Annotated in this window: 21 protein-coding genes; 7 read left to right on the plus strand and 14 right to left on the minus strand. The window is 73.6% G+C overall.

The window, feature by feature from the left end; genetic code table 11:
• Nucleotides 1-84 precede the first annotated feature (84 nt).
• Both WME76_RS30020 and WME76_RS30025 read left to right on the plus strand, forming a co-directional pair.
• Complete coding sequence (locus tag WME76_RS30020; RefSeq protein WP_437955686.1) at nucleotides 85-1362, plus strand: aminotransferase class I/II-fold pyridoxal phosphate-dependent enzyme; 1278 nt, start codon at nucleotides 85-87, stop codon at nucleotides 1360-1362.
• A gap of 83 nt (nucleotides 1363-1445) precedes the next feature.
• Complete coding sequence (locus WME76_RS30025; protein ID WP_437955687.1) at nucleotides 1446-2285, plus strand: SHOCT domain-containing protein; 840 nt, start codon at nucleotides 1446-1448, stop codon at nucleotides 2283-2285.
• 360 nt (nucleotides 2286-2645) lie between these two features.
• On the opposite strand, the gene WME76_RS30030 is transcribed toward WME76_RS30025, so the two are convergent.
• The 6 genes from WME76_RS30030 to WME76_RS30055 all read right to left on the minus strand — a co-directional run bounded on the left by WME76_RS30030 (nucleotide 2646) and on the right by WME76_RS30055 (nucleotide 6817).
• On the minus strand, nucleotides 2646-3032 hold the full coding sequence (locus WME76_RS30030) for a VOC family protein (RefSeq protein WP_437955688.1): 387 nt from the start codon (nucleotides 3030-3032) through the stop codon (nucleotides 2646-2648).
• Nucleotides 3033-3111: 79 nt separating this feature from the next.
• Nucleotides 3112-3675 (minus strand): TlpA family protein disulfide reductase, encoded by a 564-nt coding sequence (locus WME76_RS30035; protein WP_437955689.1) that lies wholly within the window; start codon nucleotides 3673-3675, stop codon nucleotides 3112-3114.
• Nucleotides 3672-4394 (minus strand): hypothetical protein, encoded by a 723-nt coding sequence (locus WME76_RS30040; RefSeq protein WP_437955690.1) that lies wholly within the window; start codon nucleotides 4392-4394, stop codon nucleotides 3672-3674. Before WME76_RS30040 ends, WME76_RS30035 begins: the two co-directional genes overlap by 4 nt.
• 7 nt (nucleotides 4395-4401) lie before the next feature.
• On the minus strand, nucleotides 4402-4611 hold the full coding sequence (locus WME76_RS30045; RefSeq protein WP_433928418.1) for a DUF4911 domain-containing protein: 210 nt from the start codon (nucleotides 4609-4611) through the stop codon (nucleotides 4402-4404).
• A 221-nt stretch (nucleotides 4612-4832) separates the two neighbouring features.
• A complete protein-coding gene (locus tag WME76_RS30050) occupies nucleotides 4833-5861 on the minus strand; it encodes a PAS domain-containing protein (RefSeq protein WP_437955691.1) in 1029 nt (342 codons plus the stop codon).
• Nucleotides 5858-6817 (minus strand): DUF4388 domain-containing protein, encoded by a 960-nt coding sequence (locus WME76_RS30055; protein ID WP_437955692.1) that lies wholly within the window; start codon nucleotides 6815-6817, stop codon nucleotides 5858-5860. The genes WME76_RS30050 and WME76_RS30055 overlap by 4 nt, the downstream gene beginning before the upstream one ends.
• 447 nt (nucleotides 6818-7264) lie before the next feature.
• Here WME76_RS30055 and WME76_RS30060 point away from each other — a divergent pair, with 447 nt between their 5' ends.
• Entirely contained in the window at nucleotides 7265-8959 is a 1695-nt protein-coding gene (locus WME76_RS30060) for a hypothetical protein (RefSeq protein ID WP_437955693.1), read from the plus strand.
• A 213-nt stretch (nucleotides 8960-9172) separates the two neighbouring features.
• Here the strand turns inward: WME76_RS30060 and WME76_RS30065 are convergent, their stop codons facing one another.
• The 5 genes from WME76_RS30065 to WME76_RS30085 form a co-directional block, all read right to left on the minus strand.
• Nucleotides 9173-10462: an aspartate kinase gene (locus WME76_RS30065; protein WP_437955694.1), complete on the minus strand. Its 1290-nt coding sequence runs from the start codon at nucleotides 10460-10462 to the stop codon at nucleotides 9173-9175.
• A 45-nt stretch (nucleotides 10463-10507) separates the two neighbouring features.
• Nucleotides 10508-12973 (minus strand): tetratricopeptide repeat protein, encoded by a 2466-nt coding sequence (locus WME76_RS30070; RefSeq protein ID WP_437955695.1) that lies wholly within the window; start codon nucleotides 12971-12973, stop codon nucleotides 10508-10510.
• 219 nt (nucleotides 12974-13192) lie between these two features.
• Nucleotides 13193-13798, minus strand: coding sequence for an MlaC/ttg2D family ABC transporter substrate-binding protein (locus tag WME76_RS30075; RefSeq protein WP_437955696.1), 606 nt, complete (start codon nucleotides 13796-13798; stop codon nucleotides 13193-13195).
• Between the two features lie 222 nt (nucleotides 13799-14020).
• A complete protein-coding gene (locus WME76_RS30080; protein ID WP_437955697.1) occupies nucleotides 14021-15385 on the minus strand; it encodes a sensor histidine kinase in 1365 nt (454 codons plus the stop codon).
• Nucleotides 15385-16602 carry a type II secretion system F family protein gene (locus WME76_RS30085; protein ID WP_437955698.1) on the minus strand — a complete coding sequence of 406 codons (1218 nt, stop codon included), beginning with the start codon at nucleotides 16600-16602 and terminating at the stop codon, nucleotides 15385-15387. Before WME76_RS30085 ends, WME76_RS30080 begins: the two co-directional genes overlap by 1 nt.
• Before the next feature lie 526 nt (nucleotides 16603-17128).
• On the opposite strand from WME76_RS30085, the gene WME76_RS30090 reads away from it, so the two are divergent.
• Nucleotides 17129-17299 (plus strand): hypothetical protein, encoded by a 171-nt coding sequence (locus WME76_RS30090; RefSeq protein ID WP_437955699.1) that lies wholly within the window; start codon nucleotides 17129-17131, stop codon nucleotides 17297-17299.
• Nucleotides 17300-17402: 103 nt separating this feature from the next.
• Here the strand turns inward: WME76_RS30090 and WME76_RS30095 are convergent, their stop codons facing one another.
• Nucleotides 17403-18197 carry an AAA family ATPase gene (locus tag WME76_RS30095; RefSeq protein WP_437955700.1) on the minus strand — a complete coding sequence of 265 codons (795 nt, stop codon included), beginning with the start codon at nucleotides 18195-18197 and terminating at the stop codon, nucleotides 17403-17405.
• Nucleotides 18198-18295: 98 nt separating this feature from the next.
• Nucleotides 18296-19171 carry a protein-L-isoaspartate O-methyltransferase family protein gene (locus tag WME76_RS30100; RefSeq protein ID WP_437955701.1) on the minus strand — a complete coding sequence of 292 codons (876 nt, stop codon included), beginning with the start codon at nucleotides 19169-19171 and terminating at the stop codon, nucleotides 18296-18298.
• Nucleotides 19172-19389: 218 nt separating this feature from the next.
• Between WME76_RS30100 and WME76_RS30105 the strand changes: the two genes are divergently transcribed.
• The 3 genes from WME76_RS30105 (at nucleotide 19390) to WME76_RS30115 (ending at nucleotide 22910) form a co-directional block, all read left to right on the plus strand.
• Nucleotides 19390-20448: a serine hydrolase domain-containing protein gene (locus tag WME76_RS30105; protein WP_437955702.1), complete on the plus strand. Its 1059-nt coding sequence runs from the start codon at nucleotides 19390-19392 to the stop codon at nucleotides 20446-20448.
• A gap of 73 nt (nucleotides 20449-20521) precedes the next feature.
• The gene (locus WME76_RS30110; protein WP_437955703.1) at nucleotides 20522-22378 is read left to right on the plus strand and encodes an ABC1 kinase family protein; all 1857 of its coding nucleotides are present in this window, start codon (nucleotides 20522-20524) and stop codon (nucleotides 22376-22378) included.
• A gap of 10 nt (nucleotides 22379-22388) precedes the next feature.
• Nucleotides 22389-22910: a hypothetical protein gene (locus WME76_RS30115; RefSeq protein WP_437955704.1), complete on the plus strand. Its 522-nt coding sequence runs from the start codon at nucleotides 22389-22391 to the stop codon at nucleotides 22908-22910.
• A 9-nt stretch (nucleotides 22911-22919) separates the two neighbouring features.
• Here the strand turns inward: WME76_RS30115 and WME76_RS30120 are convergent, their stop codons facing one another.
• Entirely contained in the window at nucleotides 22920-25511 is a 2592-nt protein-coding gene (locus tag WME76_RS30120; protein WP_437955705.1) for a protein kinase domain-containing protein, read from the minus strand.
• Between the last annotated feature and the right edge of the window lie 144 nt (nucleotides 25512-25655).

A 25655-nucleotide genomic window follows, 5' to 3' on the forward strand; every position in this document is an offset into this window, starting at 1 on the left:
CCGGCTGCAGCGTTTCCGCGGCGTACAGCGGGGATCCACGCGGGTCGCGACGCGCGCGCCAAGTTCTGCTAGACATCGCCCGCCATGACCGAACTGCGCTCGTTGTCCCCGGATGCTCTCGCCTCGCTCACCAAGGAGCTTGAGGCCCGTTACGATGCCTTCGTCGCCCGCGGGCTCAAGCTCGACATGACGCGCGGCAAGCCGTCGTCCGAGCAGCTCGATCTCGCGAACGGCATGCTCGCCCTGCCCGGCGCGAACGACCTCATCGCCTCGGACGGCTCGGATACGCGCAACTACGGCGGCCTCGACGGCCTGCCGGAGATGAAGGCCATCTTCGCCGAGATGCTCGAGGTGCCCGCGGCGCAGGTCATCGTCGGCGGAACCAGCAGCCTCACGATGATGCACGACGCGGTGGTCCGCGCGCTCGTCCACGGCGTGCCCGACGGCAACGGCGCCTGGGCGAAGCAGCCGAAGGTCAAGTTCCTCTGCCCGAGCCCCGGTTACGATCGCCACTTCGCGATCTGCCAGCACCACGGCATCGAGATGATCACGGTCGACCTGAACGACGCCGGGCCCGACATGGCTCAGGTCGAGCGGCTGGTCGCCGAGGACGCGTCGATCAAGGGCATGTGGTGTGTCCCGAAGTACAGCAACCCGACCGGCACCACGTACGCCCCCGAGGTCGTCCGCCGGCTCGCGAGCATGAAGGCCGCGGCCGCGGATTTCCGTCTCTTCTGGGACAACGCCTATGCGGTCCACGACCTCTACGCCGAGGGCGACCGGCTCGCGGACATCGTGTCGGCGTGTCAGTCCGCAGGCAACCCCAACCGGCCGATCGTCTTCGCGTCGACGTCGAAGATCTCGTTCGCCGGCAGCGGCGTCGCGGCCATGGCGTCGAGCCCCGCGAACGTGGCCGACGCGAAGAAGCACCTCGGCATCCAGACCATCGGCCCGGACAAGGTGAACCAGCTCCGGCACGTCCGATTCTTCAAGGATTACAAGGGCTTGCTGGGCCACATGCAGCGGCACGCCGAGCTGCTGCGGCCCAAGTTCGAGGCGGTGACGAGCATCTTCGAGCGCGAGCTCGGCGGCAAGGGCATCGCCACGTGGACCACGCCGCGCGGCGGCTACTTCGTCAGCCTCGACACCCCGGACGGCTCCGCCAAGGAGGTCGTGCGTCTGGCCGACAAGGCGGGCGTGAAGCTCACCGGCGCCGGCGCGACGTACCCGTACGGCCGCGATCCTCGCGATCGCAACATCCGGATCGCGCCGTCGATGCCGCCGCTCGATCAGATCCGCGTCGCGATGGAGGTCGTCGCGGTCTGTGTCCAGCTCGCGAGCGCGCGCAAGCTCGCTGGCTGATCTCCCTCGTTGCCCTCGGCTCGCATTGCGAGCGACAGGCCGCCGTGCCACGCTCGGCGCTTCCTCAACGGGAGCGCCTCATCATGCAGCAACTCACCACCGAAGGTCAGCGGAGAGTTTCCGACCTGTCACAGCGCTATTTCGTCAGCACCGACGCGGTGATGACGCTGCTGCAAGCGCTCGTGAACGGTCATGGAACGATGGCGCAGTTCTACCACCCCGAGCTCGGCGGCTCGGGGCAGTGGATGCAGGGCGGCATGACCATGGTCGGCGACATGTTCAACAGCGGACTCAAGTCCAAGGTGGAGGGCCTGTGCTCCGAGCTGTCGAGTCTCCTGGCCAGCCAGCCCTTCGCGCCTGCGCCTGCGAGCTACCAGTCCCAGTCGCAGGGTGGACAGCAGCAGCAGCAAGGTGGCAGCGGCGGATTCGGTAGCTCGCCGGTCAGCCTGTTCGTCCCGGCGTCGGGGGGCGGCTCGGGGAGCTGGTGGCCCGGGGATCTCGGGGTGCCGAGCTCCACCGGGTCGCAGAACGACATCCGGTATGCCTACTTCCCCGGCGCGCGGCGTCTGGCGGTCGACGTCAACGGGCGGGTCAGCGTCTACGATACGCTCGATCACCAGATCGGCGGCGTGTCGCAGCAGCAAGGGTCGGGGGCGTCGGTCACGTTCACCAGCCAGTATGGTGTGGTGAGCGTGCTGAGCTTGCCCATCGTGTCCGGCGACCTGGCCGTGCAGCAGGCGCCAGGGGCCGGGTACACGGCCGCTCCGGCGCAGCAGGCCGAGGCTGCCATGCCGCGATCCTCTTCGGCTCAGGAGGCGGATATCTTCGGGGCGATCGAGCGGCTCGCTGACCTGCGGCAAAAGGGGATCATCACCGAGCAGGAGTTCGCTGCGAAGAAGACGGATCTCCTGAGCAGGCTCTGATCGCGAGGCTCTCCGTCTCGAGTCCTCCGTCTTACGTCCTCCGTCATCCGTCATCCGTCATCCGTCGTCCCTCTTCCGTCGCTCGTGCTCGTGCGCGTGCGCGTGCGCGTTCCCCGTCCTCCGCTGTGCCGCTACACGTCTCACGGTGACGGGAGATGGGATGGATCGGGCACGCGCACGCGCACGCGCACGACAGACGCGCACGGAGAGGGAAGAACGGGAGACGGGAGACGGGAGACGGAAGACGGGAGACGGGAGACGGGAGACGGGAGACGGAAGGTCTCCTGGCGGTCTCTCTCTATCTCGCCGATCGGCGAGACCACAGCTCCGCGGAGCGTGCTTCCCCGAACCCCTCAGCCCTCACGGGCCATGGCACACCGCCTCGATGTTGTGCCCATCAGGATCGAGCACGAAGGCCCCGTAGTAGTTCGGGTGGTACTGCGGCCGGGGCCCCGGCGGTCCGTTGTCGACGCCTCCCGCCTCGAGCGCCGCCCGGTAAAACGCGTCGACGTCGGCGCGCGTCTTCGCGACGAAGGCGACGTGCAGCTTGCCCTGCAGGGCGGCGCCCGTGCCGATCCAGAAATCCGGCTTGCCATCAGCCCCCAGGCCGGCATGGCTTCCCGCGCCCCCGGTCATCTCGGGCGTGATCTCCATCACGAGCCCGTAACCAAGAGGGGCCAGGGCCGCCAGGTAGAAGGCCTTGCTGCGCGCATAGTCCGAAACCGGAAAGCCGATGTGGTCGAGCATGGCGCCATCATCGCCCAGCCCGGCGCGCTCCGGTCGAAGAACCGGCGCCTCGATCTCCAGCGGGCGCCGCGCGCGCGGCCTACCTCGCGGGCCGCGCGCCCTCGCGCTCGAGGCGGCGGAGGACCTCCTCGAGCGCCTCCTGGGTGATGAGGCCCACGTGCCGGAACGCCTCCCTCCCCTCGGGATCGAGGATGACCACGCTCGGCACGTGGTGCAGCCCGGCGAACGGCCCCTCGCCGGCGATCGTCGGGGCGTCCGCGAGCGCGACCGGGTACGGGAGCTTCAGCGCGGCGACGAAGGCCTCGACCAGCGGCCGGTTCTCGCTCGCCTCGAGGACGAGGAGCGCCGCGTTGATCCGCGGCGTGTGATCGCGGAACAACCCCGCGAGGAACCGCGCCTCGGCCTGGGACGCCACGTCGTACGTCGCGACGAAGCCGATCACGCTGAACCTGCCCGCCAGCGAGGCGGTGGAGAGCGCGCGCCCGTCGAGCGTCTCGTAGGAGAAGGTGCGCACCGGGCCGCGCGCCGGGACCTCCGCGGTCGCCGGCGGGCCCGCCGCGGGCTCCCGGACCGCGTCGCCGCGGCCCGCGCAGCCGATCGCGAGCAGGAGCAGCGGCAAGCCGACCGGCGCGAGCGGCCTCACGGCAGCGGATCTCCCTCCAGGTGGGCGTCGAACAGATCGGCGCAGAGCTGGAGCGAGGCCGGGAGCTCGGCGCCCTTGCGCTGCTGCGCGAGGATCGCGTGGCACAGCTCCTCGATCACCAGCTTGATCGGCGTCGCCTCGAGCTGCGCGCCGTCGAGCAGCATCCCGGGGCCGGGCGCCTCCTCCGCGCGGACGATCGGATCGTGCCGCGCCCACGCGATGCCGTCCTCGGGGAGGTAGCGGCACCAGAGCACCCGCACGAAGCGGAGGTAGAGCGGCGTCACCAGCGCCACCACCCGGTCGCCTCCCGCGGCGATGCCCCGCAGCGCGAAGCCGCCGACGGGACCCGACGCGCGCTCCCCCTCCCCGATCGCGATCTCGATCCGCTGGCGGCGCTCCTCGTCGCTCTCGACCGACAGGAGCGGCGCGTAGATCGCGACCGGCGGGACCGGCAGCTTGGGCGCGTCCTCCGCGAGGACGTCGAGCCACGCGTCGCGCGCCTCGGGGCCGAGCTCGCCGTACACGTGCGCCGCCGCGATGGCGGCCTCGGCGTCGGTCGCGAGCGCGGCGAGCCACTCCCGCCACGCGGCGAGGATGCGCGGATCGAGCAGCGCGCCCGAGGCCGCGGGCAGGCCCTGCGCCGCGCCCTCGTGGACAGCAGGATCCAGCGCAGACTCCTGCGTGAGATCGACCGAGCTCGGCTCGCGGCGCTCCGTCATGCCTGCCTCAGCGTGGCGCGCCGCGGCGCCGCACCCCGACGTCCCGCTCCAGATCGAGCAGGAGCTCGGCGAACTCGTCGCCCCGGCCGAGCGGCGCCGCGAGCGTGAGCTCCCCGCCGCGATCCGCGAGCAGGAGCGCGATCCCATCGCTCGCCTCGACGATGCCCTTCACGAACACGACGTCCGCGGGATGCACCAGCACGTCCTGCACCAGCATCCCGGCGCTCGCCTCCGCGACCGAGAGAGGGCCGCGAGCAGACCCGAGCGTCTCCGCGGTGGCCGCCGAGGACCGCTCGCCGGCCGGAGACGCAGAGGCGACTGGCCTGGAATTGCTGTCGCGCCGGCGCATTGGACGGCGGAGCTAAGCACCGCTCGCGGGAGGGATCCAGCGGGCACGCCGGTCGAAGCGGGGCGGGGATGACCGGCGCCCGCCCCGCGTCAAGAGGCCACGATCGTCCCTCGATCCGCGGCCCCCGAGCTGCTCTCGAGGAGACCAAAACGCTTCGCGAGATCGTCGGGCCGCTCACCATCGAGGGCGCGGAGCTCGTGGGCGCGCTCGACGGGCACGACAACGAAGCGCCACGGCGTCGCCGCGAGGTCGCTCCCCTCGATGCACCGGGCGACGTGCGCCGCGTTGAGCGCCGCGCTGATCGTCGTCTCGAGGACGCCCTCGTAGAAGGCGGACAGCTCGATCGATCCGGACTCGACCGGCGGCCGCACGAAGCACGCGACGCGCGGGGGGTTCACGGAAAAATCCGCGGCGAGGCGCCCCATCCCGAGCTCGGCGAGCGCCTGGTCGAGCGCGCCCACGGCGAGCAGCACCGGCGCCTTGTCGAGCGCGGACGAGCCCGCCTCGACCACCGTGTGCTCCGCGACGCCCGCGATCTTGCGGCCGACGCCGCGGCCGAGCTCCCGCGCGGCGCCCTGGCCGACCCGCGCGAGCAGCGCGGCGACCTGATCCCACGCGAGCGGGAACATCGCGCCGAGCGGGCCGTTCAGCCGGCCGCGCTCGCGCTCGTGGCGGATCGTCGCCGGGCGCTCGTGCTCGTCGTGCTCGAGCGGGACGCGGTGCACGGTCATGAACACGCGGTTGACCGGCGCGCGCGCGAACTGGACGTAGACGTCCTGCGCGCCGTGCAGGAAGTGGAAGCGGAACGCGAACCGGTCGGTCGCGCCGGGCGGCTGCTGCGCGAGCGCGCGGAACCGGCCGAGGAACGCCTCGACCCGCGTGCAGGGGGCGATCTCCTGGAAGAAGTTCCTGCCGACGACCCGGTCGGACGGGAGGCGGCTCATGCGCTGCTCGTAGCGGTTGTAGAGCAGCACGACGCCCTCCTCGTCCAGCATGATGAAGCCGTACGGGAGGTCGTCGACCTCCTGCGAGGTCATCTCGGCGAGGCGCTCCACGCTGGCGGGGAGGGGCTCCGCGAGGCTCTCCGGCGCCTCATCCATCGTCGACATCTGGGTCATCGCTCGACTCCTTCGAACAAGACGCTCGCCCAGCCGACCTGCTCGACGAGGCGCGTGAGCCCGCCAAGGACCTCCCGGATGCGGCGGCGCTGGAAGCGCGAGGGGACCTTCTCCGCGGCGGCGTCGAAGAAGGCGACGATCCAGGCGGCGACCGCCTGCGGGATCGCCGAGCGGGCGCGATCGATCTGGGCCACGGAGACGAGCGCGTCGCCGCTGATGGCGAACGCGTCGAGCGCGCTGTGGTGCTCGCGCGCCGTGGTCCAGGACGCCGCGAGCAGGCGCGACGTCATCGGGGGGCCGAGCCAGGCGCGCGCGTAGGCGGTGCAGGCGTTCACCACCGCGGCGGCGAGGGCCACGTCGGCCGCGTCGTCGGAGGGGAACGCCGGGGGGCCGTGGCTCTCGCGCTCGGCGCGCTGCGGTCCGCTCGCCTCGCTCGCGACGACCTCGAAGGTGGCGCCATGCCAGTCGCCGAGCGCGACGAGCGCGTCGGTCCATCGGTCCGAGGGCCGCACGCCGTCGGCGCGGGCGTGGATGGGCCGCCCGGCGTCCACCGTCACCTCGGCGCGGAGCGCGCCGGCGCGCACGCGGATGAAGCAGCTCCGGCTGCGCGACGCGAGCGAGGCGAGGAGCCCGTCGAGCCCCACGTCGTCGAGCTCGCCGCGCAGGATGACGCGGCTGCGCTGCCGCTCGGACTGCGCCGCGAGCCGCTGGACCTGGGCCGCGAGCACCGCGCTCGGGACGTCGTCCGCGAGCGCCCCCGAGAGCTCCGCCATCGAGAAGATCGCGCGCGACGAGCTGACGCCGATCACCGGCGGCGGGCCGTCGAGCGTCGCGCGGAGCGAGCGGGCCATGTCCAGGAGCGCCGCGGGGCTCTGCGCGCAGGCCACGGCCGCGTCGACCCGCAGCGCGTCCGGCGGCGGGCGGCTCGGCGAGATCTCGCAGGTGACTACGCGCATGCGGGCCTCGCGAAGCGCAGCCGCGACGCGATGGGCAAAGGGCGTTGCCGGCGCGGAGGAGACGACGATGTCGAACATAACGAAGTCGACTCTATGGCCATGGTCATTCTCCGTCAAACAAGTTCAACAAAGATTATACATACAGCGTCCTCCGGAACGACATGAAATCGTCCGGAAACTCAGGTATACGTGGCGGATATTTCGTGAACTGGATCACCAAGTGGCCCCTGCGGGCCCGTATAGAACAAACATTGTACAAACCTGACGTGCTCCGGGTACCCGGCGGAGGCGTCGGCGGAGCGCGGCGGGCTCCTGGTCGGGGCCGGGAGGGAGAGGCCGCCGCGACCGGCGGCGGGCGGGCTCTGGAGAGGGTGGATCGCGCGCGTGGACGCCTGCGGGTGCGTCGCGCGGGGCGAAAGCGGCGCGAGGGGCGCTACACTCCCGCCGATGTCAGCCCCCCGATCCTGCAGCGAGCGCATGGCGGAGCGCCGCGAGACGTGCCCGGCGCCGCAGCCGAAGACCGACGCCGACGATGAGGAGCTCGAGCGCGAGCGCGACGAGAACGATGACAAGCTGATCGACCTGCCGCCGCTCGGACACGACGAGGAGGAGGAGCGCGACGAGGGGTTCGAGGAGCTCTTGCAGACGCTCGACGACCCGGAGGGCGGGCTCGACGACGTGAACGCGAGCGACCTCGAGGTCGGCGTCGAGCTCGCGGAGGACGAGGCCGGGGCCGGGGAAGACGAGGCCGCGGAGGAGGGCGTCGACGTCGGGGCGCTCCACGAGGGGATCGCGGACGCCGACGCGGGCTCGTGGCTGTCCGACGAGGCGACCGGGCACGAGGGCGACGACAACGACGATCTCGACGAGCACGGCGGGGCGCACGGCGACGACGGCGGCGCGGAGGGGACCGGGGAGGATCCGTCGGACGACGTGGACGAGGGCGAGCTGCCCGCGCTCGACGCCGATCAGGACGGCGCGTACGAGGGCGAGGACCTGCTCGCGGAGCTGCCCGATCTCGCGGACGATCAGGCGCCGGTCTGGGACGCGCTGCCGTGGGTCGTCGTCGAGGGCGCCGGCGCGGCGGTGCCGTGCAGCACGCTCGCGGTGGCCGGCGGCCACGTCGTCGCCGGGGGCGCCGGCCCCGAGCCCGGGGCGAGCGAGCCGGCCGCGCGATCGGGAGGTCGCGCGCGGCGCGCGGACCGGACGGGCGGCGATCGTGGGACCGTGCTCGTCGTCGACGCGGGGGCGCTGGCCGCGCGACGCGCCGGGGTCGACGCGTCGGCGTCGTCGATCGCGCTGTCGGACGCCGCGCTGCTCATCGCCACGCGCCGAGGCAACCTGCTCCTGAGCGACGATCGCGGGAAGACGGCGAGCCCGCTGGGCGCGTGGGGGTCGGGCGGCGCGCCGGTGACGCTCGCGATGACGCCGGGGCGGCTCTGGGTGCTGTCCGGCAAGACGCTGTGGTCGCCCGCGGCCGGGGCGGTCGTGGTCCCGCCGGAGACCGGCTCGGCCGTGACGCCGGGGTCGGCGCGCCGCGAGGCGGCGCCGGCGCCGTCGCGCGGGGCGCTGTCGCTGTCGCTCGGGCCCGCGCTGCGCGACGGGGTGCTCCGGATGAGCGCGAGCGAGGGGGTGATCGTGGCGCTCACGAGCACGGCGGCGGGGCCGCAGCTCGAGCGGCTCCGCGGCGACGACGAGGGCTCGCCGGCGGTGACGCTGTCCGGGGCGGCGCGGCGCGCGGCGGAGGCCGACGACGGGCGGCTCGCGGCGGCGTCGGGGGGGCGGTCGGTCGCGCTCTCGGGGGCGGGGCTCCTCTGCGTGTCCCGCGACGGGGGCGAGACCTTCCGGGTGATCGAGGGGCTGCCGCTCGTCGTCGCGCTCGCGTTCGCGGGAGACCACAGGGGCTCACCGCTGCTCGCGCTTGTCGCGCGCGAGGGCGAGCGCCGGGCGCAGATCGTCCATGTGCCGTCGAACGGGGCGCCCACGCTGATCGCCGAGATCGAGGCGACGCCTCACGGCGCTGCAGAGGACGACGCGGCGGGGATACCGCGGGCGGCGATCGCCTGGGACGGGTCGCGCGAGGTCGTGTGGGTCGCTTGCTCGGCGGGGCTCGTCGCGCTCACGAGGCAGCGGAAGCACTAGGAGCTCCCGGGGAGCCGGCCCCCGGAGAGGGTGTTCTCCGCGCGGGGTGGGGGCCCCGCCGAACTCGCCTGAGACATGAGCCATCCGGCAAGCCGGATGACTCATGTCTCAGGCTCAGACATCGGCCCATCCCCCACCCCGCGCGGAGAACACCCTCTCCGGGGGCCTACCGTGGACGTGGGGGACTCGGGGCTACGCGGTCGCGGGGGGCGATCAGGCCTCGACGAACGATGCGTGGAGGAGGCGCTGCGCGGGGGCGGCGTCGGCGGCGTCGACGAGGGCGCCGAGGCGCAGCGGGCCGGCGACCGTGAAACGGGGCGCGATGCTGGAGCGCTCGAGGATTTCTATGAAACGGGCGAGGGGCTCGGCGGTGGCGGTGAGGCCGTCGCCGACGACGCTGACGGAGGCGAGGCCCTCGATGAGCTCGAGGGAGGGCAGGAGCGCGGTGAGCTGGCGCTTCGCGCCGTGCCAGTCGGGCACGTTGAGGAGCGGGAGAACGAAGGCGCCGCCGCCGGGGCCGAAGGAGAGATCGCGGAAGCTCACGCCGAGCTCGCCCGCGGCGCGGAGGAGCGCGTCGAGCCGGAGACCGCCGGGGGCGCGCGCGAGGACGACGTTGGCCTCGGCGACGATCGCGCGCGCCGCGATCGTCGGAGACGCCGCGCCGGACGCGGAGCGGCGCACGATGGTCTCGCGCGCGCCGGGGGCGGCGTCGAACGTCGACCGGGCATAGAGGGCCACGCCGGAGCGGCGCGCCCACTCGACCGCCTGGGCGCAGACCACCTTGGCGCCGCACTCGGCCATCTCCTGGAGGACCGCGCAGTCGAGCTCGGGGAGGTGACGGGCGTCGGGGACGACCCGGGGGTCGGCCGAGTACACGCCGTCGACGTCGCTGTAGATCTCGCAGCGCTCGGCGCGCAGCGCCGCCGCGAGCGCGACCGCCGTGGTGTCGGAGCCGCCGCGGCCGAGCGTCGTGATCTCGCGGCGGTAGCTCATGCCCTGGTAGCCGGCGACGATCACGATGCGGCCACGGGCGAGCTCGTCCTCGATCCGGAACGGGCGGACCTCGATGATCCGCGCGTCGAAGTGGCGATCGTTCGTGAGGATGCCGGACTGGGAGCCCGTGAACGAGATCGCCTCGAAGCCGCGGGCCTGGATCGCGATCGAGAGGAGCGCCATCGAGACGCGCTCGCCCGTCGAGAGCAGCATGTCGAGCTCGCGCCGGGGAGGATCCCCGCCCGCGCCGCCCACGGCCGCGGCCTGCCGCGCGAGGGAGAGCAGGCCGTCGGTGGTCTTGCCCATCGCGCTGACCACGACCACGACGTCATGGCCGGCGCGCTTCGCAGCCACGACGCGGTCGGCGACCTTGCCGATCCGGTCGACGTCGGCGACGGACGAGCCGCCGTACTTCTGCACGATGATCGGGCGATCTGCCCTCGCGGGCGAGGCGCCCGGCTCGCACGGCGAGCCCCCAGGGTGGACGCGGTTCGGCGGCTCCTCGGCCATGCTGCACCTCCAGGCGCAGCGCGCGCTGCGCAGGAGATCCGGCTATCACGGGCGAAGGGCGCGGGCCAAGCGCGCGGCGGGGACGCGCGACGGCGACGGGCGCGCGGTGAGCTGGGCCGCCGAGGTGAGGCTCAGGGGAGATCGGCGTGGAGCAGCATCTCGTAGAGCTCCGCCTCGGCGTCGCGCCCCTCGCTGCGCGCCCTCGCGGCGAGCCGCGCGAGCACGTCGCGACGGCGCGGCGCGATCTCCTGCCGGGTCGCCTCGTCCCCCTCGTCCATAGCGCGCCGAGAGCAGGGCGAGGAGGTCGAGATCGCGGCCGAGCCGGGCGAGCACGTCGGCGAGCGCCATCGCCACCCCCTGGTCGGTGGGATCGGCGCGGAGGCGATCGGCGAGCCGATCGGCGAGGAGCTCGTCGTCGAGGGCGAACCCGCGCAGGAGCGGCGACTGGCCCTCCGCCAGCGTGACGCTGGGCGGGCCGGGCGCGTTCAGCTCGGTGGACGTGTCGGCGCGAGGACGCGGGGGCGACGGGATCGACGCGTCCGCGGCGGGCGGCGCGGCGTGGTGCGGCGCGATCTCGCCCGAGACGCGGCGGAAGGAGGCGCGGATGCCCGGGTCGCGCGGCCGCAGGCGCAGCGCGAGGCCGAGGTGGCGCTGCGCGGCGAGGAGATCGCCGCGGGATCGCTCCTCGATCTCGGCGGCCTCGGCGAGCATGGCCGCCACGGCCGCGTGGCCCTCGCCGAGCAGCGCGCCGCGGCCGCGGGCGGAGCCGGCGTCGTCGGCGGCGCGGCCCTGGAGCGCGAGCTCGACGGCGTCGCGCAGCCGCCCGAGCGCGACCGACGCGCCGCCGAGATCGCCGAGCTCGGCGCACCAGCGGCCCTCGAGCAGGCGCGCCTCCAGCGCCTCCGGCTCGCCGGGCGGGATGGCGCGCACGCGCGCGACAGCCGCCGGAAGATCGCCGGCGATCTCTGCCAGGCCGCGGGCGAGCTCCAGGTCGAGCGCGCGCGCGCTCTCGCCGCCCGCGCCGCTGCGCGCGACGAGCGCGCGCGCGCGGGCGAGGAGGTCGAGCGCGCGCCTCCCCTCCCCGGCCGCGCGCAGCGAGCGCGCGAGCCCCGCGACCGCGTCGGGGCTCTCGGGCGCGTAACGGAGCGCCCGCTCGAAGAGCGCCCGCGCGTCGGCGGCGTGGCCGCGCGCGAGGACCATCTCGGCGGCCCTGCGGTAGACGGCGTGGCGCGCGTCGGGGCCGCGCGCGGCGGCCTCGAGGTGCTCGGCGTCGGCGAGCGCGCCGCGCACGTCGGCGACGTCGAGCCGCGCCTCGAGCCGCGCCCAGCGCAGCGACTCGAGCCCGGGCGCGCGCGCGACGCCGAGGTTCAGCGCGTCGAGGCGCACGTCGAACGTGTCCGCGAGCCGCGCCGCGCGCAGCCAGGCGAGCGCGGCGAGCGGGCCGTAGGGCTCGGCGTGCGCGGCGCGGGCGAGCGCCGAGAAGGCGCCGTCGCGATCGCCGACCGCCTCGAGGAGCGCGCCGCCGAGGAGGCCGGCGTCCACGGCGGGCATGGCCTCGACGACGGTGGAGAGCGCGCCCTCGGCGCGGTCGCCGATGACGAGGTCGAGCCAGGCGAGGCGCGAGGAGATCTCGGGGTGCCGCGGGGCGCGCTCCAGCGCGGAGAGGTACTGGTAGCGCGCCTGATCGAGCCCGCCCGCGAGCGCGAGCTCGTCGGCGGCGCCCGCGAGCTCGGCCGCCTCGAGCGCACGGAGCGCGCGGTCGCTCAGCGCTGGAGGCATCTCGCCGAGCGCGCCCTCGGCGCGGAAGCGGCCCGCCTCGGCGGCCACCGCCGTCCACTGCACCCCGTCCACCGCGGGCGCCCTCGCGCCGGCCGCGGGGAGGAGCAGGCGGACGATGCGCTCGACCGCGGCGTCCAGCACGACCGTGCCCTCGACGAGGCGCCCGTGCGCGCCCGCGATCAGCGAGAGCGCCCGGAGCGCGAGCGCGTGCGGCGGGGCCTCGAGGCCGACGCCGCGGGCGCGCTCCGGCAGGAGCCTGAGCGCGCGCTCGCCGGGCGCGACGGCGACGTCGAACGCGAGCGCCGTCTCGCCGGATCGCAGCGCGACGAGCGCGCCGTCCTCGATCGGCGCGATGAGGAGCTGCGGGGTGCCCTCGCCGAAGAGGCCGCGGAGCCGCGGCGCCGCCCAGCCGGCGAGCTCGCTGCCCTGCACCTCGACGGCGATCCGGGCGAGCTGGCCGCGGCGGTGGCGGAAGCGCGCGACGCCGCCGGAGAGGTCGACGGGGAACCGGATCCCGGCGAGCCGCACGACGAGCTCGGTCACGCGGAGCGGGCCGAGCGCGAACGGCTCGCCGAGCTCGATCGCGAGCGCCCCCTTGCTGACGGCGAGCCGGAGGACGGGGCGGTCGTCGGGCGGACGCGGGGCCGCACCGCCGCCGGGCGCGAGCGCGCGGAGCGACGGCGGAAGGCCCAGCGCGCGCGCCGACCGGCCGCGCCTCTGTCCAGCAGCCATACCCGCCAAGGGTATCAACCCTGCGGCAATTCAGGCGAGTTCACGGCAAGCGAGCGTGGAAACGCGCGTGCAGCGGCGCGTGGAGGGCGCGCCGAGGGAGCGCGCGGGGCGCTCGGGCGCGGGGGGCGGCCACGGCGGCCGGGCTGCGCGGGCGATCAGGCCGCGCGGGGCGCCGCCCGGCGCGGCGCGCTCACGTGACGAGCGCCGCCGGCAGGCCGGTCAGAGGTCGCCCTTGGCGAGCTTGTCCTTCATCTTCTGGATCAGCGCCGGGAACCCGTCCTTCTTGATGATCTTCGTGAACTGCGCGCGGTAGCTCCCCACCAGGCTGACGCCCTCGGTGACGATGTCCCGCACGAGCCAGGTGTTCCCCTTCTGGGAGAGCTTGAAGGCGATCTCGACCGGCTCCTCGCGCGCGTCCTTCTTGGAGACGGCCCGGGTCTTGACCGTGATGACGCCGCCGCTCTCGCTCTCGCCCGTGTACTCGATGTTGAAGTCGAGCGTCTTCTTCAGGTTGCGCTCGTAGGCCTTGCGCACGAGCTGCTTGAGCAGATCGCTGAACTGCTTCTTCTCGGCGTCGGTCCGGGCGGCCCACTCGCTGCCGAGCGAGCTCTCCGCCAGCGCCGAGTAGTCGAGCATCTCGTCGAAGACCGCGCCGACCTTCTTCTGGCTCTCGCCCCCGCCCTGCTTCAGGAGGTCGAACAGGGCCGTCTGCTTGGCCTTGACGACGTCCGTCGCCGGCCCGGCGTTCGCGAGGCCGACCTGGCCGAGCGTGAGCGCGAGCAGCGAGAACGTCGCCGCGAAGAGGTGGTTCATCCTGCGTGTCACGTGGGGTTCTCCTTCTCTACCTGCGAGCCGCGAGCGAGCCTCGGTCGCCCGCGCTGCTCGCCCTGTCTCTAGACGCCAGGCAAACGGACTGCCAGGTCGGACGGGAGCCCCGGCGGCTCGATGACGTCCTGTCCGTGCTCTCCATGAACATCGCGAAAAGAGACGGCTATCCGCCGGCGCCGATCCGCTCTGGAGGGGCAGACGACCGTCGTCGCGCGCTATTCATGCGCGGAAGCGAGCTCCGCCGCAATCTCCCGCGGCGATCGCGAGGGGCTCCGCCGCGGCCTCCGCGAGCGGCCCGTCCGGGATCTTCACCCGGAACGCGGTGCCCTCGCCCTCGCGGCTGTCCACCTCGATCGCGAAGCCGTGATCGTCGAGGATCCGCTTCACCACGGCGAGGCCGATGCCCATGCCGTGCGTGCGGGTCGTGAAGAACGCGTCGAAGAGGCGGTCGCGGGCGCCCGCGGGGATGCCGCGCCCCTGGTCGCGGATCTCGAGGATCCAGGCGCCCGCGTCGCGCCAGAGGCGCACCGTCACGGCCGCGCCCGGCGAGCTCGCCTGGATCGCGTTCCGCACGAGGTTCCAGACGACCTGGCGCATCTGCGCGGCGTCGGCGGTCACGGGCGCGGACGGCGGGCCCTCGAAGCGGACCTCGACGTCGCCGCCGCGGCCCGAGCGCCCCGCGAGCACGACGACGTCGCGCGCCGTCACCGAGAGGTCCACGCCCTCGAGCGCCGGCGCCCGGGGGCGCGAGAGGTCGAGCATGTCGCCCACGAGGTCGTTCAGGCGCGCCGTCTCGCGCTCGATGATCTCGCAGAGCTTCCGGTCCTCGTCCGAGAGGGTGCCGCCCGTGCGCAGCAGCTCGATGGAGCCCGCGATCGAGCCGAGCGGGTTGCGGATCTCGTGCGCCAGCCCCGCGGCGAGGCGGCCCAGCGCCGCGAGCCGCTCGGCCTGCTCCGCCCGCGCCGTGGCCTGCACGAGCCGGCCGCCGGTCGCGCGCAGCCGCTCGGCCAGGTAGCTCGCGAGCAGCGTGACCACCATGATCGCGAGCAGGTTGACGAACATGGGGTACCGGAGCTCGCCCCAGCTCGTCACGTAGGCCCCGGAGGGCTGATCCGGCGGCACGCCGACGAGGTGCAGCCCGAGCGCGGCGCACAGGAGGAGGTACGCGGAGGCGCCGGACGCCGCCGCGACGATCGCGCCCGGGAGCCCGAGGAGGATCGCCCCCGTGAGGCAGGTGAGGCCGTAGAGCGACGTGGCGCCGCTCGTGGCCCCGCCGGTGATGTACACGAGCGCGGTCCAGGTGATCTGATCGGTGACGAGCTGCGCGCGGGCGATCGCGCGGAGGGCGCGGTTCATGCGCAGGAACACCGCGTAGATCCCCGACACGCCGTACGCCGCGGCGACCGTCACGAGCGCGACGATGCTGGAGAAGCCGCCGGGGGTGAAGCCGCCGAGGTACACCGCCGCGGTCACCACGAGGAAGACCGTGAGCACCGCGAGGCGCAGCGCGATGAGCCAGGTGAGCCGGCTCGCGAGCGGCGCCTCGTCGCCGCCCGGCGCGCCGGGCGCGGCGGCCGGCGACATCACTCCGCCTTGATCTTGCCGGCGAGATCGAAGATCGGCAGGTACATCGAGATGAGCACGACGCCGACCATGCCGCCGACGATGACCATGAGCAGCGGCTCGAGCAGCGACGTCAGCGCGGAGACGGCGACGTCGACCTCCTCCTCGTAGAAGTCGGCGATCTTGTTCAGCATCGTGTCGAGCGCGCCGGTCTGCTCGCCGACCGCGACCATCTGCACGACCATGCCGGGGAAGACCTGCATCTCGCCGAGCGGCTCGGCCATGTTCTTCCCCTCGGAGATCTTCTGGCGCGAGTACATGAGGCCCTCCTCGACGACGACGTTGCCGGCCGTCTTCGCGACGATGTCGAGCGCGTCGAGGATCGGGACGCCGGAGCCGAGCAGCGTGCCGAGCGTGCGCGAGAACCGCGCCACGGCGATCTTCTGCATGACCGGGCCGATGATCGGGAGCTTGAGCAGGACGCGGTGCACCATCCGCTTGCCGGCCGGCGAGCGGTAGAAGTAGACCCCGCCGACGACCCCGGCCACCGTCAGCACGACGATGAGCGGGAGGTAGGTGACGAACGCCTTCGACGTCGCGATGACGATCTTCGTGAGCTGCGGGAGCGCGTCCTTCGCGCCGAACTCGGCGAACATCGTCTCGAACGACGGGATGACGAACGACATCAGCACGACCATGACGACGATCATGATGATGATGACGGCGACCGGGTACGCGAGCGCGCCCCGCACCTGGCGCGCGAGCTTGACGCGCTTCTCGATGTAGATCGCGAGCCGGTTCAGGATGCTGTCGAGGATGCCGCCCACCTCGCCGGCCTGGACGAGGTTCACGAACAGGTCGTCGAAGATCTTCGGGTGGCGCCGGAGCGCGTCGCTGAACGTGGCGCCCTGCTCGACGGTGTTCTTGATGTCGCGCAGCGCCGCCTGGAAGACCTTGTTGGGCTCCTGGTTCGAGAGGATCTCGAGGCACTGGACCAGCGGGAGGCCCGCGTCGATCATCGTCGCGAACTGGCGGATGAACTTGACGAGGTCCTTGGCCTCGACGCCCGAGCCGAAGCTCAGGTTGAAGTTGAGCTGGGCGCCCTTCTTCTTGACCCGGGTCGGGTTGAGCTGCTGGGCGCGGAGCCGGTTCTGCACCGCCGCCTCGTTCTCGGCCTCCATCGTGCCCTTCCGGATCTCTCCGGTGCGGCCGCGCGCCTCCCAAACGAACTCCGCCATAGTGCTTCCGGTCTTCTCCCTGGTCCACGACGGGCCGAGCCGACGCGCCGGGGCGGCCCCGCCTCTCGGGGAACGCCAGGATAAAGTTCCGCGAGGCCGGGGGTCAAAGACGGTGGGGCGTTCTCTGATCCAGGGGGCGGGGCGGTGGTGCGAGGTGGGACGCGGAGGCGGACGGAGCGCGATGCCGAGCAGCACGCGCCGGCGGGTGTCTCCGCGCGGCGGGGGCGGGTGGGCGCTCGGCCATCCGCCAAGACGGGGACCGGAGAGCTTGCGCTGAGAACACCACCCGGCATGTCTCCCTTCGGGCCACGCCTCCTGAGACGTTCCGTCGCGCGCCACACAAGGCGCGCCTGAGACGTGGAGCCCCCTGACACCGGATGGCACCTCGGTCGGTGCTCGCCGCGCCCACCCGCCCCCGCCGCGCGGAGACCCCCGCCGGCGCTCACCGCGATGCCAGGATCAGCGGCTTCGATGAGCCGACGAAGCGCCGGGGCTTGGCACGGACTGTCACAGCTCTCACCCGGACATGGAGATGCGCCACCCGGACACGGGAGTGTGTCATCCGGACGCTCAGGTGCGTCATCTGGACATGAAAGTGCGTCATCTGGACATGAAAGTGCGTCATCTGGACATGAAAGTGCGTCATCTGGACAGGGTGGTGTGCCACCCGGACATGCTGCGGGTCGACCCGGCATGACCAGCCCTCGGTGCGAGGCCGTGCGACGGCTCCGGTAGTCCAGGCGACGGAGGCTCCGGTCCGGAAGCGCAACGACCGGCCCGCGGCCAAGGACAGCGGCGCCTCAGCCGGATTCCACGATCGGGACAAGACGCTCCCGCACCTCGCGCACGAAGCGAGCGAGGCCGCACGCTCCACCATGGGCTTCGAGACGCTCGAGAGGAACGTCGGCCCAGCGCTCCAGCGCGCCCCGCCCGGTGGTGGTCAGCACCTCGAGGATCCGCCTGGCGTCCTTGCGATCCGCTTCGCGCTTCGAGGTGAGCTGCTCCGGCTTCGTGCAGGGGTCGAAATGGAGTTCGCCGCGGAGGGCCGCATGCCGCTTGCGCTCTGGCTCTTCCTCGGGCACCCACGCCGCAATCAGCCAGGCTTCGATCTCGGGCTCTGGAAGGGCGCCGATGACGACTTCGAACGGCCAGCTCCCGGCCGCCACCGCCTGGGCGAAGCCCTCGTCGTCGGCTCGGTCCCTCCAGGGAAGGTCGAGCTCCACCCTCTGCACGTGGTCGCCGAACCACAGACGGAAGCTGTCGGCCTCCGGACCTCCGGGTGAAGCCGGCGTCCCTCGAAGACCGAAGCGCCTGCCATCCGTCAGGACGGCCTCCAGCTCGAGCTCCCTGGCGTCCGGCTTCGCGATCAGGAGCTCCAGCGCGCGCTTGCCCGTGAAGAGCGCCCCCGGACGGCCGGTCTTGTGACTGTCCTTCTTCCTGGGCTTCACCGAGACAAGCCGAAGCAGGTCGTGCATGCCTTCCAGCACGGTGCTCTTGCCCACCGCGTTGGGGCCGACCAGCACATTGAGCCGGCCAAGGGGCAGCCTCACGTCCCGGAGCAGCTTGAAATCCTTGAAACTTGCCTCCGCGAGCATCGCCGCTCCTGCGTTAGCCCGAGATCGGCGCCGGGTACAGGAGCGTGGTCGCCGCACCGGAGCCGCTCGACCGCCGCAGGGCGCGTCGCGGGCGACCCCTACCCGCGCCCGCGCTCCGCGACGTAGCGCACCGCGCCGTGGACCTCGCGGAGGAGCGCGCCCTGGTGGCGCTCGACCCGCATGAGCTCCTGGTGGGCCTCCCAGGCGCCGACCGGCGCGACAAGGACGCCGCCGTCGGCGAGCTGCTCCTCGAGCGCGGCGGGCGGCGCGGTCAGCGCGTAGGTCACCGCGACCTTCCACGGGCGCTCCGACGGCAACGTCCGACCGACAGCGAGCACGCGCTCGGCGAGCGAGCGCCCGTCGCCGCACAGCAGCGTGACGCTCGCGCCCTCGTAGGACGGCCCGGCGCTGCTGCACGCGAGCGCCTCGTCGTCGCCCCGAGGATCCGGCCGCGCGCCGAGCTGCCGGGCCGCGCGCACGTGCAACGCGGGGTCGATCTCGATCGAGGTGACGTGCCCGGTCGGGCCGAGGATGCGCCGCGCGAGCGCGGCCCCGTAGCCGGTCCCCGTGCCGAGCTCGAGGAGGCGATCGCCCGGCGCGAGGGCGAGCAGGCTGTAGGTGAGCAGGTACGCGTGCGGCGCGCTCACGGTCGCGTGCCCGGCCCGATCGAGCGGCAACGGGGTGTCGTCCGCGGAGGCCGCGAGGTCCTCCGGCAGGACGAAGCGCTCGCGCGGCACGAGCAGGATCGCGTCGAGGTAGTGCGCGGGGAACTCGAAGCGGCGCGCGAGCTCGGCCACGAGCGGCGCGCGCGCCACGCGCCCCGCCTCGGCGAGCTCGATGTCGTGCGCGATGGCCGCGTCGAGCTGCTCGGGGACCGGCGACCAGCGATCGGGCCGGCGACCGTCGTACCGCGACGCCAGCGCGGCGAGCGACGCAACGGCGGCCCGCAGTTCGGTGCTCGTGGGAGAAGTCACGGCGGGATCCTGAAGCAGGACCGCCTGCGCCGCTCGCTCTTTTCGGGGGTCGTTCCGCCTTTCTCAGGGCCCGATCGACCCGCCGCCCGAGCCCGTTTGACAGGGGCGCACGGGCAGCCTTCTCATCGTCGGGCATGCCCCTCGTCGATCTCACGCGAGTCGCAGAGCTCGTGGTCGAAGAACACCGCGCCGCCCCCTGCGCGTGCGTCGCCGCCGCCATGCGCACCCGAGACGACGTCCAGTACGGATTCGGCGCGGCCGGGCACCTCTGGTTCGAGGGCAGCCCGCCGCCGGGCGCGCGCGGCGCGGCGCCGCCCGCGGCGACGGAGGACGCGATCTTCGATCTCGCGTCGGTGACGAAGCCGCTCACGGCGCTCGCGCTCGCCCGGCTCGCGCGCGCCGGCGCGGTGAGGCTCGACGAGGCGCTCGGTCAGGTGCTGCCCGAGCTCGCAGGCACACGCTCGGCCCGCGTGCCGCTCGAGCTCCTCGCCGCGCACCGCGCCGGGCTCGAGGCGCACCGCGTGCTCCATCCGCCCGGCGACGATGCGCCGATCGATCCTCACCGCGCGCTGCTCGAGTGCGCGAACGGGCGGCGCGAGGCGTGCGCGGGCGATCCGCCGGACGAGGGGTTTCCGCCGGTCTACAGCGACCTCGGCTACCTGCTCCTCGGCGCGGCGCTCGCGCGGCGCGGCGCGGCCGAGCTCGACGAGGTCGTCGCGCGCGAGGTGACCGGGCCGCTCGGGCTGGCGATCGCGCCGGCGCGCGCGCTCAGGCGCCGCGATCCGCGGTTCGACGAGCGCGTCGTGCCCACGGAGGACGTCGCGTTCCGCGGGGGCGTGATCCGCGGCGCGGTGCACGACGACAACGCATGGACGATCGCGCGCGACGGGATGGCCGGGCACGCTGGCCTCTTCGGCGACGCGATGTCCGTGGCGCGGCTCGGGGTCGCGCTGCTCGAGGCGCTCGCGGGCGAGCGGCCGGCGTGGCTCTCGCGCGACGAGCTCCGGCGGCTCGTCGCGCCCCGGCCGGGCGGATCGCTGCGCGCCGGGTTCGACGGCAGGAGCGGCGAGAGGCCGAGCTCCGGCGCCCGGTTCGGCCCGGGGACCTTCGGCCACCTCGGGTTCACCGGGACGAGCCTCTGGATCGATCCGGACGCGGGGCTCGTCGGCGTGCTGCTCACGAACCGGGTCCACCCGACGCGCACCTCCGACGCGATCCGCCGCGCGCGGCCCGCCGCCTACGACGCGATCGCCGAGGCGATGGCGCGGGCGCGATGACGCGCTGACGGTTGCGCACCGCATCGCACCCGCGTTTTCACGGGCGGGCGCCGACCGATGCTAGGCTGCCGCGGTGTCCCACGGCGCCGCCCCCGAAGAGCTGAGCTCGTCCCCCGGGCTCCTGCGCGCGCCCGCCGAGGCCGCCCGAGCGCCGTCCGCGCCGCCCGCCGCGCCGTCCACCGCGCCGCCCGCGCCGTCCACCGCGCCGCCCGCGCCGCCCACGGTGGTGGTGGCGCCGCTCCCGCGGAGCGCCGTCGCGACGCCGCGGTCGTTCCGGCAGAACGCCGCGCAGAGCGGCCGCTTCGTCCGCGCCTACCTCACGACGTTCACCGTCATCGCGAGCTACCTCTGGTTCTCCTTCCTGAGCCGCCTCCTCGGGGAGGCCTGGGCGCAGGGCCGCGTCGACGAGGTCCACGCGAGGAACGCGCGCCGCATCGAGCGCACCATCGTCGAGCTCCAGGGCCTGTTCATCAAGGTCGGCCAGATGCTCAGCATCATGGCGAACTTCCTCCCCGCCGCCCTGCGCGCGGGGCTCGAGGGGCTGCAGGACCAGGTGCCGCCGCGCCCCTACGAGGAGATCTCGGCGCGCGTCGCCGACGAGCTCGGGCGCCCCATCGAGCAGCTCTTCGCCCGCTTCCACAGGGAGCCGCTCGCGAGCGCGTCGCTCGGCCAGGTGCACGAGGCCTGGCTCATGGACGGCACGCGCGTCGCCGTGAAGGTGCAGCACCGCGACATCGACGAGATCGTCCGCCTCGACCTGCTCACCATCCGCCGCATCATGGCGATCATCGCGAAGTTCGTCCCGGTGCAGGGGCTCGACGCCTACTACCACCAGATCCGCTCGATGATCCTGGAGGAGCTCGACTTCGTTCGCGAGGCCAGGAACATCACGCGCATCGCCGACAACTTCGCGAACCAGCCGCAGGTCCGGTTCCCCCGCCCCATCGACCCGTACTGCACGCGCCGGGTGATGACGACGACGTTCGTCGAGGGGATCAAGGTGGGCGACCTCGCGGCGCTCGAGGCGCACGGCGTCGACCGCAAGGCGCTCGCCCGGCACATCGTCCAGGTCTTCTGCCAGCAGATCTTCGTCGACGGCGTCTACCACGCCGATCCGCACCCGGGGAACATGCTGGTCGGGCCGGGCGGGGAGCTCATCCTGCTCGACTTCGGCGCCGTCGCGGAGCTCTCCCACGAGATGCGCGAGGGCATCCCCGAGTTCCTCGAGGCCGTGATCCGCCGCGACACGGACGGGATCATCAAGGCGCTGCGCAAGATGGGCTTCCTGTCGCGGCGCGACACCGTCGACGTGAGCGAGCGGGTCGTCGAGTTCTTCCACCAGCGCTTCCAGGACGAGGTGAAGCTCGAGTCCTTCAACCTGAAGGACATCAAGCTCGACCCGCAGAAGGGCATCGAGAGCCTCATCGACCTCCGGCGCATGAACATCGGCCTGAAGGAGCTCTCCGGCGCGTTCCACGTGCCGCGCGACTTCGTGCTGCTCGAGCGCACCCTGCTCCTGCTCACCGGGGTGTGCACGCAGCTCGATCCGGACCTCAACCCGATGGATGTGGTGCGCCCCTACCTCCAGGACTTCGTCCTCGGCAGCCGCGACTGGGCCAAGATCGCGCTCGAGGCGGCGAAGGACATGGGGATCAAGGCGCTGACGATCCCCGACGACCTGCGCAAGTACCTCACGCGCGCCAACCGCGGCGAGGCCGAGGTGAAGATCCGCGGCCTGTCGCAGGCCGCGTCGCTCGTCTACACGGGGGTGCGCCAGCTCATCTACGCGGCGCTCGCGATCGCGGCTGGCTTCGCGGGGCTACAGCTCTACCTCGCTGGCCACGCGGCGCTCGCGCGCTATTGCCTCTACGGCGCCGCGGCCGCCGGGGTGCTGCTCGCGGGCAGCCTCCTGTTCACGAACCGAGGGTGACGACAACTCCATGAGCTCCATCGATCTGTCGCAGTACGAGGCCGACGTCGCGGCCGCCGAGGCCGAGGTCACGCGGATCCGGGAAGAGAACGCTCTGGTGGCCGAGGAGTACCGCGGCGATCCGTCGCAGGACGCGCACGAGGTCCTCCGCCGCGGCGCGGCGTCGCTCGCCGCCGCGCGCGAGCGCCTGGAGGCGGCGCGCGTGGCGCTCAAGCTCGCGCAGAAGACCGGCTCGCCGCACGGGCTCCTCGCGCAGGGCGGGGTCGTCTCGGGCTCGGTGGCCGTCGCCATCCCCCCCGGCACGCCGAGCGCCGAGCGCGCCCGCATCGTCGAGGAGGCGCTCGCGGCCGAGCTCACGGGCGCGGCGCGCGAGCTCGGCGTCGTGCTCGCCGCCCCCACGGAGCGCTACACGCGCGAGCGCCCGGGGCGCGACGCGGAGGGGCGCACCATCCTGGACGTCTCCGGCCACGTGGAGGGCGACGTGCTCATGCCCGCCGTGTCCAGGGCGGCCAAGAGCGCGCGCAGGGGCTGAGCGCCGAGCTCAGGCCTTGAGCGCGGCGACGATCGCCGCGGCGCGCTCCTCGACCCGCGCGCGCAGCGGGGCGAAGCGCGCGTCGGACCGGGCGCGCTCGAGGACCGCGCAGCGCTGCATCCAGAGGGCGTCGAAGAGCCCCGCCTCCACCGCGCCGGCGAGCGCCTGGAAGAGCGCCTCGTCCTCGCCGAGGTAGGCGAGGATCTCGGCGTACATCTGCAGGAAGAGCGGGCGCAGGCGGCTGCCCGGCTCGGTGCTGTCCGCCTTCGATCGCAGGAACGCCCGCTGCTCGTCCGACAGCCGCGACGTCGCGAGCACGTCGCGGTAGATGCGCGCGTACTGGATCGGGATGGTCTCGGTCGCGAGCGGCAGGTCGTCGATCGGGAACGGCCGGGCGCGCCACAGCCCGAACCGGGCGCGCATCACCGCCTTGTGGAAGCGGCTCGACGGGTCGTCGGCCGGCAGGTCGAGCAGCGCGCCGGCCCCCGACCAGTCGCCGAGCAGCGCGCGGCCGCGCGCGAGCTCCCACCGCGGGAACAGCTCGGCCGGATCGAGCGACAGCGCGGTGTCGAGCCGGAAGACCGCCTCCTCGACGAGCCCCGCCTCGAGCAGGATGCGGCCGAGCAGCTCGTGCGCCTTGGCCAGGCTCGGCGCGCACTGGAGCGCCTTGCGCAGCGCCGGCACGGCGGCGACCGGGTCGCACGCGCTGAAGCGGACCGTCGCGAGGGCGACCCACGGCTCGCCGAGCGAGGGCGCGAGCGCGATCGCCCGCTCGGCGGCCTGCTGCGCCTTCGAGAGCTGCGCCCTGCCGTCGCCCCGCGCCGCCATCAGCCGCGCCGAGGCGATCGCGTAGCCGGACAGGATGTTCGGGTCGTTCGGCGAGAACGACAGCGCCTCCTCGAAGAGCGCCACCGCCGGCGCGGCGTCGCCGTACCAGAGGTGCCGCAGCTGGTGGCGCGCGCGCAGGTAGAGGTCGATGGCGCGCGGGTCGCTCGGCGCCTCGCGGTCGCGGCTGGCGACGTCGACCGTGAGCGCGCCCGCGATGGCGCTGGCCGCGTCGTCGCTCACCGCGAGCAGCGCCTCGGGCGAGCTGTCGAACCGCTTCGCCCAGAGCTGGAACCCGTCCTCGACGCTGATGACGCGCACGGTCACGCGCACGCCGCCGAACGGGAGGCGCGACCCCGGCCGCGAGTACGGCGCGGCCGTCTGCGAGCGCGGCCCGTCCTGGGCGTGGCCGCCGCCGCTGCGGCGGATCGACCCCTCGACGACGACCTGCACGCCGAGCTCGCGGCCGACGTCCCGGGGGTCGCGGCCCTCGAGCCGCACCCGCGCCACCGCGGCGCGCGGCCGCACCTTGAGGCCGGCGGTCATCGAGAGCGTGTCGGTGAGGTCCTCGGTGAAGCCGTCGGCGAGGTACTCGTCGTCGGGCGCGCCCACGTTGCGGAACGGGAGCACGGCGACCGTCTTCAGCGCGGGCGTCGGGTGGGACGACGGCGTCGGCGCCGGCGTGGGCATGGGCGCCGCCAGCGTGGGCGACATGAGCCGCTGCTGCGCCGCGGTGACCGCCTCGGGCGCCGCGGCGACCCGGGTCGGGCTCTGCTCGATCGGCTGCGGCGCCGTCGGCACGCCCGTGGCCGCGGACGCGGCGGCGATGGCCGAGACGAGCGACTGGGCCGGCTGCGGGGCGATCGACACCCGCGAGCGCGCGAGCAGGAGCGCGCGGTGCGCCTCGGCGGCGCTCGCGTAGCGCTCCTCCCGCCGCATCGCCATGCACTTCAGGACGACGTCCGCCACCGCGGGGGGCACGTCCGGACGGACGGCGCGCGGGTCGGGCGGCGGGGACCTCAGCCTGGACATGGCGGCCGCGATCGCGCCGGCGCCCGGCCAGGCGCGCCGGTGGGTCAGGCACTCGAAGAGGATCATGCCGAGCGCGTAGATGTCGGTGCGGGCGTCGATGTCGGGCTCGCCCGTGAGCTGCTCCGGCGACATGTACGCGGGCGAGCCGAGGACGAAGCCCGACGACTCGCCGGCGCTCGGCCCGGACGAAGCGCGGGCGATGCCGAAGTCGGTGATGACGACCCGCCCGCCCCGGTCGAGGAGCACGTTCTCGGGCTTGAGGTCGCGGTGCACGATGCCCGCCGCGTGCGCCGCGCCGAGCCCGTCGCAGAGCGCGCAGCCGATGCCGATGACCTGCTGCGCCGGCATGGGGCCCGTCCGCCCGAGGACGCTGTGCAGCGACTCGCCCTCGACGCACTCCATCGTGAGGAACTTCTCGCCGTCGTGGTCGCCGAAATCGAACGTCCGGGCGACGTTCCTGTGCGTCACGCGGCGCGCGAGCTTCACCTCCTGGCGGAAGCGATCGATCATCCCGGCGGAGTCGGCGAGATCACGCCGCAGCATCTTGAGGGCGACCACCTCGTCGAGCTCCACGTCGCGGACGCGGTACACGCTGCCCATGCCGCCGGTGCCGAGCAGGCTGAGGATCTCGTAGCGCCCGGCGATGCGCTGCGGCGCGGAGACGAAGCCGGATCCGTGCCCCTGCTCGCTGCGCGGCTCCGCGCGTGGCGCCGGCTCGGAGGCCGTCAATCGCCTGTCGCTCACGCGCTCAGTCTAGCCACGCCGGAGGCTGGAAGTCAGCGCGAGCGAGACGCTGGACAGAAAACACTGGATTCGGCGCGGGCTGCTCACCTCGACACACCTTCTTCCTGCTTTCGCTCCCGGCGTCGGTCCGTTATATGTACGTGC

The sequence above is a fragment of the Sorangium sp. So ce119 genome (assembly GCF_051524405.1).
GTDB lineage: Bacteria > Myxococcota_A > Polyangia > Polyangiales > Polyangiaceae > Sorangium > Sorangium cellulosum_G.

Excerpts from the sequence above, each read along its gene's own strand:
- WME76_RS30020 (WP_437955686.1), top strand. The coding sequence starts at position 85 with ATGACCGAACTGCGCTCGTTGTCCCCGGATGCTCTCGCCTCGCTCACC.
- WME76_RS30025 (WP_437955687.1), top strand. The coding sequence starts at position 1,446 with ATGCAGCAACTCACCACCGAAGGTCAGCGGAGAGTTTCCGACCTGTCA.
- WME76_RS30030 (WP_437955688.1), bottom strand. The coding sequence starts at position 3,032 with ATGCTCGACCACATCGGCTTTCCGGTTTCGGACTATGCGCGCAGCAAG.
- WME76_RS30040 (WP_437955690.1), bottom strand. The coding sequence starts at position 4,394 with ATGACGGAGCGCCGCGAGCCGAGCTCGGTCGATCTCACGCAGGAGTCT.
- WME76_RS30045 (WP_433928418.1), bottom strand. The coding sequence starts at position 4,611 with ATGCTGGTGCAGGACGTGCTGGTGCATCCCGCGGACGTCGTGTTCGTG.
- WME76_RS30050 (WP_437955691.1), bottom strand. The coding sequence starts at position 5,861 with ATGACCCAGATGTCGACGATGGATGAGGCGCCGGAGAGCCTCGCGGAG.
- WME76_RS30055 (WP_437955692.1), bottom strand. The coding sequence starts at position 6,817 with ATGCGCGTAGTCACCTGCGAGATCTCGCCGAGCCGCCCGCCGCCGGAC.
- WME76_RS30060 (WP_437955693.1), top strand. The coding sequence starts at position 7,265 with ATGTCAGCCCCCCGATCCTGCAGCGAGCGCATGGCGGAGCGCCGCGAG.
- WME76_RS30065 (WP_437955694.1), bottom strand. The coding sequence starts at position 10,462 with ATGGCCGAGGAGCCGCCGAACCGCGTCCACCCTGGGGGCTCGCCGTGC.
- WME76_RS30070 (WP_437955695.1), bottom strand. The coding sequence starts at position 12,973 with ATGGCTGCTGGACAGAGGCGCGGCCGGTCGGCGCGCGCGCTGGGCCTT.
- WME76_RS30080 (WP_437955697.1), bottom strand. The coding sequence starts at position 15,385 with ATGTCGCCGGCCGCCGCGCCCGGCGCGCCGGGCGGCGACGAGGCGCCG.
- WME76_RS30085 (WP_437955698.1), bottom strand. The coding sequence starts at position 16,602 with ATGGCGGAGTTCGTTTGGGAGGCGCGCGGCCGCACCGGAGAGATCCGG.
- WME76_RS30090 (WP_437955699.1), top strand. The coding sequence starts at position 17,129 with ATGGAGATGCGCCACCCGGACACGGGAGTGTGTCATCCGGACGCTCAG.
- WME76_RS30095 (WP_437955700.1), bottom strand. The coding sequence starts at position 18,197 with ATGCTCGCGGAGGCAAGTTTCAAGGATTTCAAGCTGCTCCGGGACGTG.
- WME76_RS30105 (WP_437955702.1), top strand. The coding sequence starts at position 19,390 with ATGCGCACCCGAGACGACGTCCAGTACGGATTCGGCGCGGCCGGGCAC.
- WME76_RS30115 (WP_437955704.1), top strand. The coding sequence starts at position 22,389 with ATGAGCTCCATCGATCTGTCGCAGTACGAGGCCGACGTCGCGGCCGCC.